Consider the following 17,408-nt stretch of genomic DNA (forward strand, 5'->3'; position numbering starts at 1 on the left):
GTCAGGCTGCTTCCGCTGCCAGCTTCTGGGCCTTCTCGACGGCTTCGTCGATCGAACCGACCATGTAGAACGCCACCTCCGGGAGGTGATCGTACTCACCGGCCACCAGGCCCTTGAAGCCCTTGATGGTGTCCGCGAGGTCGACCAGCTTGCCCGGCGCGCCGGTGAAGACTTCAGCCACGAAGAAGGGCTGCGACAGGAAGCGCTCGATCTTGCGGGCGCGGGCCACGGTCAGCTTGTCCTCTTCGGACAGCTCGTCCATGCCCAGGATCGCGATGATGTCCTGAAGCGACTTGTAGCGCTGCAGCGTCTGCTGGACGTCACGGGCCACCGCATAGTGCTCTTCGCCGACGATCTGCGGGTCGAGCATGCGCGACGTGGAGTCGAGCGGATCGACGGCCGGGTAGATGCCCTTTTCGGCGATCGAGCGGTTCAGCGTCGTCGTTGCGTCCAGATGGGCGAACGAGGTTGCCGGCGCCGGATCGGTCAAGTCGTCGGCGGGCACGTAGATGGCCTGCACGGACGTGATCGAGCCCTTGGTCGTCGTGGTGATGCGCTCCTGCAGGGCGCCCATGTCGGTCGCCAGCGTCGGCTGATAGCCCACGGCCGAAGGAATACGGCCGAGAAGCGCGGACACTTCCGAACCCGCCTGCGTGAAGCGGAAGATGTTGTCGACGAAGAACAGAACGTCCTGGCCTTGGTCGCGGAAATATTCGGCGACGGTCAGACCGGTCAGACCGACGCGCGCGCGCGCACCGGGCGGCTCGTTCATCTGGCCGTAGACGAGTGCGGCCTTGGAGCCTTCGCCGCCGCCCTTCTTGTTGACGCCCGATTCGATGAACTCGTGATAGAGATCGTTGCCTTCGCGGGTGCGCTCGCCAACGCCGGCGAACACCGAGTAGCCGCCATGGGCCTTCGCGATGTTGTTGATCAGTTCCTGGATCAGAACGGTCTTGCCGACGCCCGCGCCGCCGAACAGGCCGATCTTGCCGCCCTTGGCGTAAGGAGCCAGAAGATCGATGACCTTGATACCGGTGACGAGGATAGCCGAGTCCGTCGACTGCTCGACATATTCGGGAGCCGGTGCGTGGATCGGACGCATCTCGACGCCGTGGACCGGGCCTTCCTCGTCGATCGGCTCGCCGATGACGTTGATGATGCGGCCCAGCATTTCGGGTCCGACCGGCACCGTGATGGGTGCGCCGGTATCGGTGACCTTCTGGCCGCGAACGAGACCTTCGGTCGAGTCCATCGCGATGCAGCGAACGGTGTTCTCACCGAGATGCTGCGCCACTTCGAGAACGAGGCGGACGCCCTGATTGTCGGTTTCGACCGCGTTCAGGATCGCCGGCAACTGGCCTTCATCGAACGACACGTCGACGACGGCGCCGATGACCTGGCGAAGCTGGCCGACTGCGCCGGTCGCGGCTGCGCGCGCGGCAGGTGCCTTGGCCGCTGCGGCCTTGGGAGCCGCTGCCTTGGCGGGAGCGGCCTTCTTGACTGCCGGTGCCTGTGCAGCCGCTGCCTTGGGGGCAGCCGCCTTGGGCTCTGCTGCGGCCTTGGCGGCTGCCGCCGGGGCCTTCTTGGGGGTAGCTGCTTTAGCCATCGTGAATACCCTCTTCAGTGTTCCTGTTACGCGTCGGGGAAACGATCAGGGTCTGCGCCCTGCCGCCTCCCGACGACTAGAGCGCCTCGGCGCCCGAAATGATCTCGATCAGTTCCTTGGTAATCTGCGCCTGGCGCTGACGGTTGTAGGTGATCGAGAGCTTGTTGATCATGTCGCCGGCATTGCGCGTGGCGTTGTCCATCGCGGTCATCTTCGCGCCCATCTCGCCGGCAGCGTTTTCGAGCAACGCCCGGAAAATCTGCACCGAAATGTTGCGCGGAATCAGGTCGGCGAGGATTTCGCCCGCATCCGGCTCGTATTCGTAGACCGCACCCGCACCGCTGGTCTCCTCGACCGCCGCAGGGGCTGCCGCCGGAATGATCTGCTGCGCGGTCGGGATCTGCGAGATCACCGACTTGAACTGCGAGAAGAACAGCGTCGCGACGTCGAACTCGCCCTGATTGAAGAGCGAGATCACCTTGCGCGAAACGGCGTCGGCATGAACGAAGCCGACCTGCTTGGCATCACGAAGCTCGACGCGATCGATGATCTTGTCGGCGAAGTCACGGCGAAGGATGTCGTAGCCCTTCTTGCCGACCGTGATGATCTTCACCGTCTTGCCCTGCGACAGAAGGCGACGCGTATGCTCGCGGGCCAGACGTGCGATCTGGCTGTTGAAGCCGCCGCACAGGCCGCGCTCGGCGGTGGCGACGATCAGCAGGTGCACGTCGTCCTTGCCCGTGCCGGCCATCAGCGCGGGCGCGTCCGCGCCTTCGACTGCCTGGCCGATATTGGCGAGCACCGCTGCCATGCGCTCCGAATAGGGGCGCGCGGCTTCGGCTGCTTCCTGCGCGCGACGCAGCTTCGCCGCGGCGACCATCTGCATCGCCTTGGTGATCTTCTGCGTCGCCTTCACGGAGGCGATGCGATTGCGAAGGTCTTTCAGTGAAGCCATGCGGCTACCCTAACTCCAGTATCCGGCACGCCTCAGACGAAGTTCTTGGCGAACGTGTCGATTTCGGCCTTGAGCTTGCCGCGAAGATCGTCGGAGAGAGCCTTCTCCTGACGGATCGCGTCGAGCACGGCCTTGCCGTCCGAACGCATGTGAGCCAGCAGACCCTGTTCGAACTTGCCGACCTGATTGACCGGCAGCTTGTCGAGGTAGCCCTGCGTGCCCGCAAAGATCACGGCGACCTGCTCTTCCGTCTTCAGCGGCGAGAACTGCGGCTGCTTCAGGAGTTCAGTCAGGCGTGCGCCGCGGTTGAGCAGGCGCTGCGTCGAGGCGTCGAGGTCGGAGCCGAACTGCGCGAACGCGGCCATCTCGCGATACTGCGCGAGTTCGCCCTTGATCGAGCCGGCAACCTGCTTCATCGCCTTGATCTGCGCGGCGGAGCCGACGCGCGAAACCGAGAGGCCGACGTTCACCGCAGGACGGATGCCCTGGAAGAACAGGTTGGTCTCGAGGAAGATCTGGCCATCGGTGATCGAGATCACGTTGGTCGGGATGTAGGCCGACACGTCGTTCGCCTGCGTCTCGATGATCGGCAGCGCGGTCAGCGAACCGCCGCCCATGTCGTCATTGAGCTTCGCGGCGCGCTCGAGCAGACGCGAATGCAGGTAGAAGACGTCGCCGGGATAGGCTTCGCGGCCGGGCGGACGACGCAGCAGGAGCGACATCTGGCGATAGGCGACAGCCTGCTTCGACAGATCGTCATAAGCGATCAGCGCGTGCTGGCCGTTGTCGCGGAAATATTCGGCCATGGCGCAGCCGGCCATCGGAGCCAGATACTGCATCGGAGCCGGGTCGGACGCGGTTGCCGCGACGATGATCGAATATTCGAGCGCGCCGCGCTCTTCGAGCACCTTCACGAACTGCGCGACGGTCGAACGCTTCTGGCCGATGGCGACATAGACGCAGTAGAGCTTCTCGCTGTCCAGACCGGAGACATGAACGGCCTTCTGGTTCAGGATCGTGTCGAGAATGATCGCGGTCTTGCCGGTCTGACGGTCACCGATGACCAGCTCGCGCTGGCCGCGGCCGACCGGGATGAGCGCGTCGATGGCCTTGAGGCCGGTCGACATCGGCTCGTTCACCGACTTGCGGGGAATGATGCCGGGCGCCTTGATGTCGACGCGCGAGCGCTTGGCGGCCTTGATCGGGCCTTTGCCGTCGATCGGGTTGCCGAGCGCGTCGACGACGCGGCCGAGCAGCTCGGGGCCGACGGGCACGTCCACGATCGCGCCGGTGCGCTTGACGGTGTCGCCTTCCTTGATGTCGCGGTCGGCGCCGAAGATGACGACGCCGACATTGTCGGCTTCGAGGTTGAGGGCCATGCCGCGGATGCCGCCCGGGAACTCGACCATTTCGCCGGCCTGGACATTGTCGAGGCCGTAGACGCGGGCGATACCGTCACCGACGGAAAGCACCTGGCCGACTTCGGAGACCTGAGCCTCCTTGCCGAAATTCTTGATCTGGTCCTTGAGAATTGCGGAAATTTCCGCGGCGCGGATATCCATCAGCCGACCTCTTTCAGTGCGAGCTTAAGCGAAGCGAGTTTGGTTTTGAGCGACGTGTCGATCTGGCGCGAGCCCATCTTGACCACGAGACCGCCGAGAATGGAGGGATCCACCGTCAGGTTGATGGTGACATCCTTGCCGGCAACGCCCTTGAGCGCCGCCTTGAGTTCGGTCTGCTGAGCAGACGTCAGCGCATGCGCCGAAACGACGTCGGCAGCGACTTCGCCGCGACCGTCAGCCGCGATCTTGCGGAAGGCGCGGATCATGCCGGGCACCACGAACAGGCGACGGTTGCGAGCGACGACGCGCAGGAAGTTTCCGGTCAGGCCGGTGATCTTGGCCTTGTCGACGATGGCCGAGATCGCCTTGAGCTGGTCGTCCGCGGAAAAGACGGGACTCCACACGAGGCGCTGCAGGTCCTCGCTGCCATCCAGAAGCTTTTCGAAGCGGTCGAGATCGCTCTCGACCTTGGCAACTACCTTGGCTTCCGCAGCGAGTTCGTAGAGCGAACCCGCATATCGTTCTGCCACTCCGGAGATCATCGAGCCAGACTGTGCCACGGACCGTCTTTTCTCTCTGCCTGACAGGCCGCAAGATTTACCGCTGGAGCGTCAAACTCTGGCTAAATCTTTGACCTTGTTGAAGTTTACCAACCGGAAGATGGGCAAGCCATATCGTTCCGGCCTAAAGTCGATTGCCGTCTAGCACAGGCTTTCCTGCCTCGCAACACGCGGTGAGGCAAGGATTCGCGGCAGTTTTGTCGCAGCCGGGCAATGCCCGCGCCGCCTGCCCCCGGAATCAGGCCACCAGACCGAGCGCGTAGCCGAGCGCCAGCCCCGCCAGGACGATTTCCAGGATCAGCGAGAGCCAGTTGTAGATGCCGTTTCCATTATCGGAGAGCATCGAAATGATCCGGCCGAAGGCGGTCAGCCCCCAGCACAGCCCGAGTGCCAGATAGAGCAGCGGCTGCGCCAGCAGGATACAGGCGAGACCGGTGCCGAGGTAGAACCCGGCCATCGTCGCCCGCGCCTCGGACACGGCCTCCGGATGATCCGCCGTCGTCTGCAGCCGCATCACCCGCAACGCGATCCTGGGTGCGAACAGCATCATCAGGCCGAAGATGATGGTGATGACGGCGGACGACCAGGCCAGCCATTCTCCCTGGCTCATCGGCCACGGAAACGCGAATTCCATGCTAATCCCCTCGAAGATCGATCTGCTTCGCGTCCATCTTAGATCATCACGCCGAACTGTGGGAGCGGGATTTCAAGTCCGCGCGCACCTTGTCAGGCAAGTGCGGCCTCGAAGGCTGCCTCGGCATGGATGCGGGTCGTGTCGAAGGCCGGCAGGTCGATGTCCTCCTGCCCGATCAGCATGGTGATTTCAGTGCATCCCATGATCACGCCGTCGATCCCGTCATCACGGCGCATGCGCTCGATCTCCGCCAGATAGGCCGCCTTGGATGGCGCGCTGACGATGCCTTGGCAAAGCTCGTCATAAATGACGCGGTGGACCATGGCGCGGCCTGCCGCGTCAGGCACCACCGCATCCAAGCCGTGACGCGCTGACAGCCGGCCCTTGTAGAAATCTTCTTCCATGGTGAATCGCGTCGCAAGGAGAGCCGGCCTTCGCGAGCCCGCACGCGTCACCGCTGCAGCGGTCGCGTCCGCTATGTGGATCAGGGGTATCGAGATCGCCGCCTGCACTTGATCGGCAACCAGATGCATCGTGTTCGTGGCGATCACCATGACGCCAGCGCCCGCATCTTCAAGCCTTCGCGCCGCCTCCGTGAGGATCGCGCCGGCTCCGTCCCAGTCGCCCGCGTGCTGCCGGTCCGCGATTTCGGCGAAATCGAAGGACCGGATCAGCAGGCTCGCCGAATGCAGGCCGCCCAGCCGCTCGCGCGCCATCTCGTTGAGATGGCGATAGTAGATCGCGGTCGATTCCCAGCTCATGCCGCCGAGCAGCCCGATCGTCTTCATGGTCGTCCTTCCGCTGGCGCGCCCTGTACAGCCGGGAAATCGCCCCGTAGCCGGGTCTCGTCCGGCGTGAGATGCTCCACGATCTCCACGGCATCGTCGAGCGTTATCGCCGGATAATGCTCGCGCATGCCGTCGAGCATCACGCCGTCGGGCCAGTCCCTTTCGCGGCCGAGATAGGCGGCCGCATCCCTCAGCGGCATCGTCGTCACCGCAATCACCCACACCAGCGCCGTCCGCTCGGGCGCGCCATCGCAGACATAGAGCATGTAGCCGGGCTCGATCGGCTCTTCGCGCCAGCGGATGGTCGATTGCTTCTCGCCATTCACGATCTCAGGAAACAGGCGCGGTACGACGCCGAGCGACTGCATCATCTGCGTCACAGAAAACTCTGCGGATCGATATCGACCTGCACGCGCACGGAGCCGCGCGGCTTCGGACCTTCGACCAGCATCGCGCGCAGAAAACCCTGCAGTTCCGCACGCCGCTCGCCATGCACGAGCAGACGAAAACGGTGCCGCCCCGCAATCATCGACAGCGGCGCTTCGGCAGGCCCCAAAACGTCGATCTCCTTGGTTCGGGGCGCCGCACGGCGCAGCCCCCGCGCATGGCCTTCCGCTTCGGCGCGGGTCGCGGCACTCACGATGATGCCCGCCAGCCTGCCATAGGGCGGCAGTCCGGCCCGCTCGCGCTCGGCGATCTCGCGCTCGTAAAACGCCTCCGCGTCGCCCGAGACGATCGCCTGCATGACCGGGTGTGCCGGTTGGTAGGTCTGGAGCAGCCCGACGCTCTTCTTGCCGGTGCGGCCGGCGCGCCCCGTCACCTGGCTGAGAAGCTGGAACGTGCGCTCGGCGGCGCGCGGATCGCCGTTTGCGAGCCCAAGATCGGCATCGACGACACCCACCAGCGTCATGTTCGGAAAATTGTGCCCCTTGGCGACCAGTTGCGTGCCGATGACGATATCGGCCTCGCCCTTCGCGATCGCGTCGAGTTCGAGCCGCAGCCGCTTCACGCCGCCCAGCATGTCGGACGAGAGAACGATCGTGCGCGCGTCGGGAAAATGGCTGACCACCTCCTCCGCGATGCGCTCGACGCCGGGGCCGCAGGCGACCAGATGATCAAGCGTCCCGCATTCCGGGCACGCCTCGGGGCGCTTTTCCGTGTGGCCGCATTGGTGGCAGATGAGCTGGCCGCGAAACCGGTGCTCGACCAGCCAACTCGAACAGTCCGGGCATTGGAACCGGTGGCCGCAGACCCGGCACAAGGTCAGCGGCGCATAGCCGCGCCGGTTGAGAAACAGCAGCGCCTGTTCGCCGCGCTCGACCGTGCGGCCCATCTGCTCGATCAGCACCGGAGACAGGAAACCGCCCCGCGCAGGCGCGGAGCGACGCATGTCGATCGCCCGCAGGTCCGGCATCGCCGCCTCGGCAAAGCGCGCCGGCAGCACCACGCGGGCGTAGCGGCCCTGCGCGGCGTTGACGCGCGATTCGATCGACGGCGTGGCCGACGCCAGAACGACCGGGAAGCTGCCGATATGCGCGCGCACGACGGCCATGTCGCGCGCATTGTAGAAGACGCGGTCTTCCTGCTTGTAGGCAGGGTCGTGCTCCTCATCGACGACGATCAGCCCCAAATCCTTGAACGGCAGGAAGAGAGCGGATCGCGCACCGGCGACAACCTGGACGCGGCCCTCGGCGATCTGCCGCCAGACACGCTCCCGCGTGCGCGGCGCGAGGTCCGAGTGCCACTCCGCCGGCTTGGCTCCGAATCGGTCATGGAAGCGTTCGAGAAACGCGGCCGTGAGCGCGATTTCCGGCACCAGCACAAGAACCTGTCGCCCCGCCGCCACGGCAGCCGCGATCGCCTCGAAATAGACCTCGGTCTTGCCCGATCCCGTTACGCCATCGAGCAGGGATACGGAGAACCCGCCTGTCGCCTTCTCGCGCAGTTCGGCGGCGGCGGCCTCCTGATCCGGCGAGAGCGTCGGCGCGGCATAGGATGGATCCGGCAGGGCGACCACAGGCGGCGGCGGGATCTTCACCGCGTCGAACAGCCCTTGCGCTTTCAGCCCGTCGATGACGGTGAGCGACGTGCCCGCCGCATGCGAGAGCCCGGAGCGCGTCCACGCCATGCCGTCACGGGCAAGCTCCAGAACGCGCGCCCGCGCCTCGGTCATCCGATCCGGCTCGGTCCCGCTCCAGACCAGCCCGTCCAGCGGCACTTCGGGGTCGAACGCCGCCGGCGCGCGCAGGAGCATGCGCGCAACCAGGCCGGGCGGCGTCAGCGTATAGGCCGACACCCAATCGACGAATCGCCGCGCATCGGCATCGATCGGCGGGCAGTCGAAGACCTGCGAGATCGGCCGCAGCTTCTTCGGGTCGATCTGGTCGGTCGGCACGTCCCAGACGACCCCGGCAACCTCGCGCGGTCCCAGCGGGACGCGCACGATCGAGCCCGCAACGACGCTCATTTCGTCGGGTACGGAATAGGAGTACGGTCGTTCGGCCGGCATGGGCACCAGCACGGGGACGACGCGCCTGTTGCGCGAATCTTGATTCATCGGACGTGACCTTGCCCGCTTCTTGCATTAGAGCAAAGGCCGAAGCGAGAGGGTCGTCCCAAGCGGCCACGAAACGCGCCCACCTGCCAGGAACCATCGAGGAGCAGAGCCATGAAGTTTTTCGTCGATACCGCCGATGTGAAGGAAATCCGCGAGCTGAACGATCTCGGCCTGCTCGACGGCGTCACCACCAACCCATCGCTGATTCTCAAGTCGGGCGGATCGATCGCCGAAGTGACCAAGCAGATATGCGACATCGTCGATGGCCCGGTTTCCGCTGAGGTCGTGGCGACCGAATACGCCGAAATGATGCGCGAGGCCAAGGTGCTGGCGAAGATCGCCGACAATGTCTGCATCAAGGTGCCGCTGACGCTCGACGGACTGAAGGCCTGCAAGACCATCCGCACCGAGATGAACCGCCAGGTCAACGTGACGCTCTGCTTCTCGGCCAATCAGGCGCTTCTCGCCGCCAAGGCGGGCGCATCGTTCATCTCGCCGTTCGTCGGACGCATCGACGACACGGGCGCGGACGGAATGGACCTGATCGCCGAGATCAAGCAGATCTACGACAATTACGATTTCGACACCGAAATCCTGACGGCCTCGGTGCGCACCGTGAACCACATCAAGCAGGCTGCGCTGATCGGCGCGCATGTCGTGACGGCCCCGCCGGCCACGCTGCGCGCGCTGGTCAAGCATCCGCTCACCGACAAGGGACTGGAGCAGTTCCTCGCCGACTGGGCGAAGACAGGCCAGAAGATCGGCTGATTCGGCAACCGGCAGCCTGACGATGTTCCGCTATCTCGTGTCGATGGCGCTCGCCGCCATCGCATTTGCCTGCGCTAACCCCGCGCAGGCGAAGACGCTCTGCACCGTCATCGCCGATGCGGGAAGCGGGCAGGTTCTCCTGCAACAGGGCGATTGCGAAAGCCGCGTGACGCCGGCTTCCACCTTCAAGATCCCGCTTGCGGTGATGGGTTTCGACGCGGGTTTTCTCGCCGACGAACGCTCGCCGAGCCTGCCGTTTCGCGAGGGTTATCCCGATTGGATCGAAGCCTGGAAGCGGGATACCGACCCGTCGGCCTGGATGAAGAACTCCGTCCTCTGGTATTCGCAGGAAATAACCCGCTCGCTCGGCGTTTCGCGACTCGAAAGCTACGCATCCGCTTTCAACTACGGCAATGCGGACTTCGCAGGCGATCCCGGCAAGGACAACGCGCTCGAGCGCGCCTGGGTCAGCTCATCCCTGAAAATCTCGCCGGTCGAGCAGATCGCGTTCCTGCGCCGGCTCTACAACCGCGATCTTCCCGTCAGCGACCACGCGATCACGATGACCCACCGTATCGTCGAAACGAGCCTGGTTGGCGGTGGATGGAGCGTCCACGGCAAGACGGGGTCCGCCTATCCGAGGCAGGCCGACGGGTCGTTCGATAGGGCGCGGGGATGGGGCTGGTTCGTCGGATGGGCGACCAAAGGCGAACGCACGGTCGTCTTCGCGCGGCTCGACCAGGATGAAACGCGAACCCAAGGTCCCCGAGGCATCCGCGCACGCAACGCGTTCCTGAAGGAATTTCCGTCGCTGGTCGACTAAGTCCTAGCGGCGGAACTCGGTATCCGGGTTGGCTGCAAGGCCTTCCACGGTGTGCTGCTGCAGCAGGGTAGCCACGTCGGCTGCCTCGCCATCCAGCAGGTCTGGCATGATCGCTCGTCCCACCGTGATGCGGAAGTCGTCGCCCTTCTTGTTCAGAAGCTCGTGGAACACGGTCATGTCACGCAGCTCGGTCGAATAGCGCGACATGAGATAGAACAGGCCGGAATTGCGGGCCGTGATGTTGGCCGGGATGATCGGCATCTGATAGCGCCGCGCCAGCGCCACCACCGAATTCTGCCACGGCCGCTCGGTCAGTTTTCCTTCGTTCCAGAACGCGATGCGCCCGGAGGGAAACAGCACAACCGCCTTGCCTTCGGAGAAGGCGCGCGCCGTCATTTCGAGCGTGTCGCGGCTCTTGGAATGGGTCTTCTCGCCCTGTCGCCATTCGACGGGAATGATGAGGTCGCGGAAGCCTGCGGCGACCCGCAACGCGTCCCGGTTGGCGAAGATCGCCATGTCCGGGCGCCGCGACTTCAAAAAGTCGAACACCGCAATGCCGTCGGCGATGCCGGTCGGATGGCTGGGCGCGAGAATGAACCCGCCGGTCGCAGGCAGGTTGGAAGCGCCCGTAATGCTGACGTTCAGATCGAGCAGGCGGCTGAGATATTCCATCGCGTCATGGCCGGACAGCAAAGCCACGTCGTCGGCCATCCGTACGGCCTGCCGGTAGTGAAAGAAACGGTAGAGGACCGGACGAATCACCGGCCATAGGGGATGACGCGACAGGCGCGTCGCACGCTCGGCGATCAACTGGTCGATGACATGCCCGGAACCGCCTGGCACGCTGTCACGCACAAGGGCTGATGTGAGAGAAGCGGGCATCATTCTCAAGTTCATTCGCAACCCCTCCGTCACGCCTGTCTGGGCCACAACGGTGACGTCCCTGTGACAGCCCGCACTCGACCGAAACATTCAACGCGGAACGATCGGAAAGGTTCCGCGCGAAACGAGGCATGAAGCGGTTACCGCGACCGCGCGCCGACGGTTCCTTCGGCACGTGCGCTGTCTTCGATCTCTTCGGGGCTGGAGACGATTGCCGGCACCGAACGCGAGGTAGGCTTCTCGAGTTCCTGCGCCACGACGAGCCGCATCAGTTCCGCAAGTTCGCGTGCGGCCCTGTTTTCCGCGTCGCGCACGGCGCGAAGTGCGGCAAATTCCTGGCTCGGAATGTCGTAGGGCGCCTGCATCGAACGCACGCCGCGCGAGATTTCCTTTCCCGTCGCGGTCTCGATGAGACGATAGTTCGTCCGAACCGTCATGACACCCGAGGTCGGCTCGAGATTGACGCGGCTCGTGCTGACTGCCGTCGCGCTCGACGCGATCGCAGTCGTTGCCAGCGTCAGCGTGTAGGCCGGACGCGACGGTTGGCCGGCACCGCCTGCCAGAAGGAAGATGAGCTGGTTGCGCAGTTCCTGCCCGACGCGTGTCGTCGCGGGCTTGATCTCGACGGAGGCCAGCGCGGCAGACGTGGCGCTCTGCGACGAGCCGGGGCTCATGTCGCCATACATCGGGCGCACGGTGCAGCCGGCCGCTGTGACCAGGGCTGCGAGCACGCCGATCACGACGGCGCGACCGAAATATCCTGCGCTTCGGACGCGGGCACGATCAGATGACGACATTGACGATCCTCTGCGGAACGATGATCACCTTGCGCGGCGATTGCCCCTCGAGCGCCTTCTGGACGAAGTCCAGCGCCAGCGCGGCAGCCTGTACGGAAGATTGATCTGCGTTTCGCGCGATTGTCAAATCGCCACGCTTCTTCCCGTTGATCTGCACCGGCAGCACGATCTCATCATCCACGACAAGCGCCGCGTCGAAGCCGGGCCACGGCTGATTCGCAACCATCCCCGCGCCGCCGATGACCTGCCAGCACTCTTCGGCCAGATGCGGCATCATCGGCGCGATCATCTTGATCAGCGCTTCGACCGCCTCGCGCATGGCGGCTCTGGATGCGGCATCCGCCGACCCGGCATTCGCCACCTGCGGCGACAGCGCGTTGACCAGTTCATAAAGGCGCGCCACGGCTTTGTTGAAGCCCAGGCGCTCGATGTCTTCGCCGACCGCCTTGATCGTCTTGTGCGCGATGCGCGAGATGGCGGCAGCCTCTCCGTCGCCAGAGGCAGCGGGTGCGACGCCCGTCAGCGCGGGACCGGCCTCGCCGATCAGGCGCCAGACACGCTGGACGAAACGGTGCGCGCCTTCGACACCTGCCTCGGTCCAGATCACGTCGCGCTCGGGCGGCGAATCCGACAGCATGAACCAGCGCGCGGTGTCCGCGCCGTAGCTGGCGATGATGTCGTCGGGGTCGACCACGTTCTTCTTCGACTTCGACATCTTCTCGATCGAGCCGATCTCGACGTCTTCCCCGGACGACAGAAGCGTGGCGCGGCGCTTGCCGTCACTCTCCTCGATCCGGATTTCGGCGGGCGTCACCCACGCGCCGTTCGCGCCGGAGCCGAGACGATAGGTCTCGTGGACGACCATGCCCTGTGTGAACAAGCCTTCGAAAGGCTCCTCGACCGTGTTGAGATGCCCGGTCGCCTTCATCGCCCGCGCGAAGAAGCGCGAATAAAGGAGATGCAGGATCGCGTGCTCGATTCCGCCAATATACTGGTTGACCGGCAGCCATCCGTTCGGCCCGTCCACATGCGCCAGGTCGGTCGGCTGCGTCTCGTTCCACGGATCGGTGAAGCGGGCGAAGTACCAGGACGAATCGACGAACGTATCCATCGTGTCGGTATCGCGCCGCGCAGCCTTGCCGCATTGCGGGCAATCGACATGCTTCCACGTCGGATGATGATCGAGCGGGTTGCCGGGCTTCTCAAACGAGACCTCGTCGGGCAGCAGCACAGGCAGTTGCTCGGCCGGAACCGGCACCGCGCCGCAATCGTCGCAGTGGATGACGGGGATCGGGCAGCCCCAGTAGCGCTGCCGCGAGATCAGCCAGTCGCGCAGGCGGAACTGCACCTTGCGCTCGCCCTGAGGACGATTGCCGAGCGTCTCGCCCGAAAGCCGCATCGCGACTTCGTCGAACGCCTGCGTCGGCTTCATGCCATCGAGGAAGCGCGAGTTGATCATCACGCCGTCGTCGGTATAGGCCTCTTCGGTGATCTGGAATGTCGCGGCATCGGCGCCTTCCGGCATCACCACGGGCACGACCGGCAGGCCGTATTTGTTGGCGAAGTCGAGGTCGCGCTGGTCGCCCGATGGGCAGCCGAAGATCGCGCCCGTGCCGTAATCCATCAGCACGAAGTTCGCGACATGGACCGGCAGCGTCCAGTTCTCGTCGAATGGATGGACGACACGAATGCCGGTGTCGAAGCCCTTCTTCTCGGCAGTTTCCAGCGCAGCCGCCGACGTCCCCGTACGACGCACCTCCTCGATGAAGGCAGCCAGTTCGGGGTTGTTCTGCGCAGCCTTCCGCGCCAGCGGATGGTCGGCCGCGATCGCCATGAAGGACGCGCCGAAGATCGTGTCGGGCCGGGTCGTGTAGACTTCGAGTTCGGTTTCACCGTCAGGCGCGGTCGCCGGATCGAGCTTCCAGCGGATCTGCAGGCCCTCGGAACGGCCGATCCAGTTCGACTGCATCAGCTTGACCTTTTCGGGCCAGCGATCGAGCGTATCGAGGCCGTCGAGCAGGTCCTGCGCCATCGTCGTGATCTTGAAGAACCACTGCGTCAGGTCGCGCATCTCGACCGGAGCGCCGGAACGCCAGCCGCGTCCGTCGATCACCTGCTCATTGGCGAGCACGGTCATGTCGACCGGGTCCCAGTTCACCTTGGCGGTCTTGCGCTCGACGAGGCCCGACTTCCAGAAGTCGAGGAACATCTTCTGCTGGTGGCGATAATAGGACGGGTCACAGGTCGCGAATTCGCGCGCCCAGTCGAGCGACAGGCCCATCGTCTTCAACTGGCCCTTCATCGTCGCGATATTTGCGTAGGTCCAGTCGCGCGGGTTGACCTTGTTGTCGCGCGCCGCGTTCTCGGCCGGCAGGCCGAACGCGTCCCAGCCCATCGGATGCAGGACGTTGAACCCCTTGGCACGCTTGTAGCGCGCGACCACGTCGCCCATCGTGTAGTTGCGGACGTGGCCCATATGGATGCGACCCGATGGATACGGGAACATCTCGAGCACGTAATATTTATCGCCCGGTGCGTCGTTCTTGGTGGCGAAAAGCTGCGCCTCGTCCCAGGCCTTCTGCCATTTGGGTTCGGATGCGCGCGGATTGTAGCGTTCGGTTGCCATGATCAGGAATTCGCCGGATAAGGTGCTCGAATTTTCAAACCGGGTCTTCACCACGGATAGGGTGAAAGATCAACCAACTGTTGAATAGGCCAATCTCGGAGAAACGATGATCGACGCAGTTACGCGCCTCTCCGCCGTCAAGACAAACATCGCACAGGCCGAGCGTGAGGCGAACCGCGCGGCGGGCGCGGTGACGCTGGTCGCGGTGTCGAAGACCTTCGAGGCGCACGAAATTCGCCCGGTGATCGAGGCCGGGCAACGCGTCTTCGGCGAAAACCGCGTGCAGGAAGCGCAAGGCAAATGGCCCGCGCTGCGCGAGGCGTTTCCAGACCTCGAATTGCATCTGATCGGCCCGCTCCAGTCCAACAAGGCCAAGGAGGCGGTCGCCCTTTTCGACGTGATCGAAACGGTCGATCGCGAGAAGATCGCAGCCGCGCTCGCGAAGGAGATCGCGGCACAGGGCAAGGCCCCAAAGCTCTACGTGCAGGTCAACACCGGCTTGGAAGACCAGAAGGCCGGCATCGATCCACGCGAGGCGGTCGCATTCGTGCAACGCTGCCGCGACGTTCACGGCCTCGCGATCGAGGGCCTGATGGCGATCCCCCCCTTTGACGAGAACCCCGGCCCACACTTCGCATTGCTCGAAAAGCTTGCCCGCGAAGCCGGCGTCGAAAAACTCTCCATGGGCATGTCGGGCGACTACGAAACGGCGATCGCCTTTGGCGCAACCAGCGTCCGCGTCGGCTCCGCGATCTTCGGCAGCCGCTGACGCTCAGTAATAGCGGGTCAGCCGTGGATGCCTCGAAAGCGTTCGTGGCCGGTAGGATGGCTGATGCTTGTCGAACCGCATCTCCACATCACCGCACAGCGCATCGACATCGTGTGACATGCCTCGGATCGTCCGCTCGCCCGGAAGCCAGAGCGTACCCATGCCGGTGCGCTCGTCATGCGCGTTTCCGAGAATGTTGTCGGCGAGCGTCACCTGAAGCGGGATATGAAGCGTCGCCAGCTCTTGCAGCCGCTCGATCATCCAGGCGAGCGTGAGGTCCGCGAGCCGACCGTCCTCATAGCCGCCGCCGATATCCGAGTGTGCGCCCGGAAACCAGCATTGCTCGATGACCTGACCCGCCGCGATCGCATCGGCATCGGGATCGTCCCAGAGCACCGGCGCAAAGGTCTTGCGATTCTCGTCGATCGACAGCGCGTGCAGGCCGACCGGCACCCGGTTCGACAGTTCCGTGTCGTGAAACGCGTGCTTCCATGGATTGGCCATATCCATGATCCCCGGCAGGCCAAGCGCCTTGACCGTGTCGAACACGCCGACGACGTCCGGCGTCATCGGTGCCGCGCCATAACGCTGCGCGAAGTCGCGGCCGGCGGCCTGCCGCTGCACCTGTTCCTTGATCTTGTAGGCGGCGACCGCCTCCTCGACGATTTTCCGCCGTCGTTCGGCATTGGGGCCTTCCGCGTCGCGCGGGATCGGCGCGCCGCCCGCCGTCGTCGCCACGCCGCATGTCGAGAGAACTCCGCCGAGGCAGCGCACCGTGTAGGCCCCGCGGCTGAACCCGAACAGGCCGATCCGCATGCCCGGCTTCCACCGCACCAGGAGCGCCTCGTAGCAATCCACGATGTTGGCGGTGATGCCCCAGCCGGTCGCCTTGCTCCAAAGATTGCGAAACGAGCGCGTCCAGTCGTTGGAGCCGTCCTCCGGCGCGCCGAGACCGGGGTCGTAGAACGCCTCGAAACCGGGCTTGTCCTCCACCGCGACATACATCTGGAACACGTTCGTGTTCTTGACGTTCGCATCCTCGCGAACCCCGCGCTGGCCGGTTCCATCCGAAAAGATCAGGCACCAGGGTTCGGGGTTGGGCATGCGTGCCTCGCGAACTGGACAGGGCCATCATCCTCGGCATCACGACGCGCGTCAATTGGCCGGCGATGCCGCCTATGAGCCATATGCGCCGGCGTAGCGCCGCCCGCAGATGCTCACACGCCGAGGGAAACCCGCCGTCGTGGTTCTCTCTGCCAAGGAGTACGGTGAACTCACGGCAGGCAAGCCCAACTTTATCGAGCATCTCCTGTCAGGACCCGAATGGGACGACGAGATGCATGAGGAGGTCAATCGGCGGTCGAAAGGTCCAAGTCGCCCGCCGATCGAGTTCTGATGTTCGTTCTCGATACGAGTATCGTCTCGGATCTCCAGAAGCGCCGTCAGCCAGTGGTCGATTGGATCTCCGGAAAGACGTCGGAGCAATTGTACATCAGCGTCCTCACGCTTGGCGAAATTGCGCGCGGTGTCGCCATGAAGGCGCGCCGCGACCCATTATCCGCGGAGGCGCTGGAAAGATGGCTCGAGCGAACGCGAACCGCATTTGCCGACCGCGTCCTCCACGTCTCGGAAGACATAGCCATCGAATGGGGCAAGCTGTCGTCGATCCGCACGCGAGGCGACGCCGACGGCCTTATCGCTGCCACGGCGGCGATTCATGGATTCGTGCTCGTCACGCGCAACGTCAGCCACTTCTCCGACGCCGGCCTCACCCTCATCAACCCGTGGACGATCTGATCCTGCCTCTCAGTGCAGCACCAGTTCGCCGGACACGTTTCGCCATTCATTGGGCGCGATCAGGCGCTTGTGCGTGTAGCTCACCGAATGCAGAGCGCCCTCGATTTTTTCCTGCCAGAAGTCGATGAATGTGTAGAGCGCCGGAAACTTTGGCGCGAGATCGTAGTGCTGCCAGATGAAGGTTTGCAGCAGGCTTGGATGATCCGGCATGCGATAGAGAATCTGCGCAGTCGTCAGGCCGTAGCCCTTCAGCATCAGTTCCAGTTCACCGTGTTCCCGCATCG

At 64.4% G+C, this 17,408-nt stretch carries 18 protein-coding genes; 5 read left to right on the forward strand and 13 right to left on the reverse strand.

Annotated elements, in window-relative coordinates:
- Position 1 precedes the first annotated feature (1 nt).
- From atpD to AAFN55_RS20835, 8 genes are all read right to left on the reverse strand, one after another.
- On the reverse strand, positions 2-1,606 hold the full coding sequence (gene atpD / locus AAFN55_RS20800) for a F0F1 ATP synthase subunit beta (RefSeq protein WP_347800882.1): 1,605 nt from the start codon (positions 1,604-1,606) through the stop codon (positions 2-4).
- Between the two features lie 76 nt (positions 1,607-1,682).
- Positions 1,683-2,561 (reverse strand): F0F1 ATP synthase subunit gamma, encoded by an 879-nt coding sequence (locus AAFN55_RS20805; protein ID WP_347800883.1) that lies wholly within the window; start codon positions 2,559-2,561, stop codon positions 1,683-1,685.
- Between the two features lie 32 nt (positions 2,562-2,593).
- On the reverse strand, positions 2,594-4,123 hold the full coding sequence (atpA, locus tag AAFN55_RS20810) for a F0F1 ATP synthase subunit alpha (RefSeq protein WP_347800884.1): 1,530 nt from the start codon (positions 4,121-4,123) through the stop codon (positions 2,594-2,596).
- On the reverse strand, positions 4,123-4,683 hold the full coding sequence (locus AAFN55_RS20815) for a F0F1 ATP synthase subunit delta (RefSeq protein WP_347800885.1): 561 nt from the start codon (positions 4,681-4,683) through the stop codon (positions 4,123-4,125). Before AAFN55_RS20815 ends, atpA begins: the two co-directional genes overlap by 1 nt.
- Before the next feature lie 238 nt (positions 4,684-4,921).
- A complete protein-coding gene (locus AAFN55_RS20820; protein WP_347800886.1) occupies positions 4,922-5,317 on the reverse strand; it encodes a DUF4345 family protein in 396 nt (131 codons plus the stop codon).
- A 92-nt stretch (positions 5,318-5,409) separates the two neighbouring features.
- Positions 5,410-6,105, reverse strand: coding sequence for an aspartate/glutamate racemase family protein (locus AAFN55_RS20825; RefSeq protein WP_347800887.1), 696 nt, complete (start codon positions 6,103-6,105; stop codon positions 5,410-5,412).
- Positions 6,102-6,476, reverse strand: coding sequence for an ASCH domain-containing protein (locus AAFN55_RS20830; RefSeq protein WP_347801061.1), 375 nt, complete (start codon positions 6,474-6,476; stop codon positions 6,102-6,104). Before AAFN55_RS20830 ends, AAFN55_RS20825 begins: the two co-directional genes overlap by 4 nt.
- 5 nt (positions 6,477-6,481) lie before the next feature.
- Positions 6,482-8,662, reverse strand: a complete 2,181-nt coding sequence (locus AAFN55_RS20835) for a primosomal protein N' (RefSeq protein ID WP_347800888.1) — start codon at positions 8,660-8,662, stop codon at positions 6,482-6,484.
- A gap of 111 nt (positions 8,663-8,773) precedes the next feature.
- Between AAFN55_RS20835 and fsa the strand changes: the two genes are divergently transcribed.
- Positions 8,774-9,430 (forward strand): fructose-6-phosphate aldolase, encoded by a 657-nt coding sequence (gene fsa, locus AAFN55_RS20840; RefSeq protein WP_347800889.1) that lies wholly within the window; start codon positions 8,774-8,776, stop codon positions 9,428-9,430.
- A 22-nt stretch (positions 9,431-9,452) separates the two neighbouring features.
- On the forward strand, positions 9,453-10,253 hold the full coding sequence (blaOXA, locus tag AAFN55_RS20845) for a class D beta-lactamase (protein WP_347800890.1): 801 nt from the start codon (positions 9,453-9,455) through the stop codon (positions 10,251-10,253).
- Between the two features lie 3 nt (positions 10,254-10,256).
- Here blaOXA and AAFN55_RS20850 read toward each other — a convergent pair whose 3' ends face one another.
- From AAFN55_RS20850 to leuS, 3 genes are all read right to left on the reverse strand, one after another.
- Positions 10,257-11,150: a 1-acyl-sn-glycerol-3-phosphate acyltransferase gene (locus tag AAFN55_RS20850; protein ID WP_347800891.1), complete on the reverse strand. Its 894-nt coding sequence runs from the start codon at positions 11,148-11,150 to the stop codon at positions 10,257-10,259.
- A 125-nt stretch (positions 11,151-11,275) separates the two neighbouring features.
- On the reverse strand, positions 11,276-11,932 hold the full coding sequence (gene lptE, locus AAFN55_RS20855; protein WP_347800892.1) for an LPS assembly lipoprotein LptE: 657 nt from the start codon (positions 11,930-11,932) through the stop codon (positions 11,276-11,278).
- Positions 11,919-14,558, reverse strand: a complete 2,640-nt coding sequence (gene leuS, locus AAFN55_RS20860) for a leucine--tRNA ligase (protein ID WP_347800893.1) — start codon at positions 14,556-14,558, stop codon at positions 11,919-11,921. Before leuS ends, lptE begins: the two co-directional genes overlap by 14 nt.
- Before the next feature lie 106 nt (positions 14,559-14,664).
- On the opposite strand from leuS, the gene AAFN55_RS20865 reads away from it, so the two are divergent.
- Positions 14,665-15,327 carry a YggS family pyridoxal phosphate-dependent enzyme gene (locus tag AAFN55_RS20865; RefSeq protein ID WP_347800894.1) on the forward strand — a complete coding sequence of 221 codons (663 nt, stop codon included), beginning with the start codon at positions 14,665-14,667 and terminating at the stop codon, positions 15,325-15,327.
- A gap of 3 nt (positions 15,328-15,330) precedes the next feature.
- Here the strand turns inward: AAFN55_RS20865 and AAFN55_RS20870 are convergent, their stop codons facing one another.
- A complete protein-coding gene (locus tag AAFN55_RS20870) occupies positions 15,331-16,431 on the reverse strand; it encodes a DUF2235 domain-containing protein (RefSeq protein WP_347800895.1) in 1,101 nt (366 codons plus the stop codon).
- Positions 16,432-16,540: 109 nt separating this feature from the next.
- Between AAFN55_RS20870 and AAFN55_RS20875 the strand changes: the two genes are divergently transcribed.
- Positions 16,541-16,723, forward strand: a complete 183-nt coding sequence (locus tag AAFN55_RS20875) for a prevent-host-death protein (RefSeq protein ID WP_347800896.1) — start codon at positions 16,541-16,543, stop codon at positions 16,721-16,723.
- Complete coding sequence (locus tag AAFN55_RS20880; RefSeq protein WP_347800897.1) at positions 16,723-17,124, forward strand: type II toxin-antitoxin system VapC family toxin; 402 nt, start codon at positions 16,723-16,725, stop codon at positions 17,122-17,124. Before AAFN55_RS20875 ends, AAFN55_RS20880 begins: the two co-directional genes overlap by 1 nt.
- Before the next feature lie 9 nt (positions 17,125-17,133).
- On the opposite strand, the gene AAFN55_RS20885 is transcribed toward AAFN55_RS20880, so the two are convergent.
- Positions 17,134-17,406: an aspartate-semialdehyde dehydrogenase gene (locus AAFN55_RS20885; RefSeq protein WP_347800898.1), complete on the reverse strand. Its 273-nt coding sequence runs from the start codon at positions 17,404-17,406 to the stop codon at positions 17,134-17,136.
- Positions 17,407-17,408 lie beyond the last annotated feature (2 nt).

The sequence above is a fragment of the Mesorhizobium sp. CAU 1732 genome, assembly GCF_039888675.1.
Taxonomy (GTDB): Bacteria; Pseudomonadota; Alphaproteobacteria; order Rhizobiales; family Rhizobiaceae; genus Aerobium.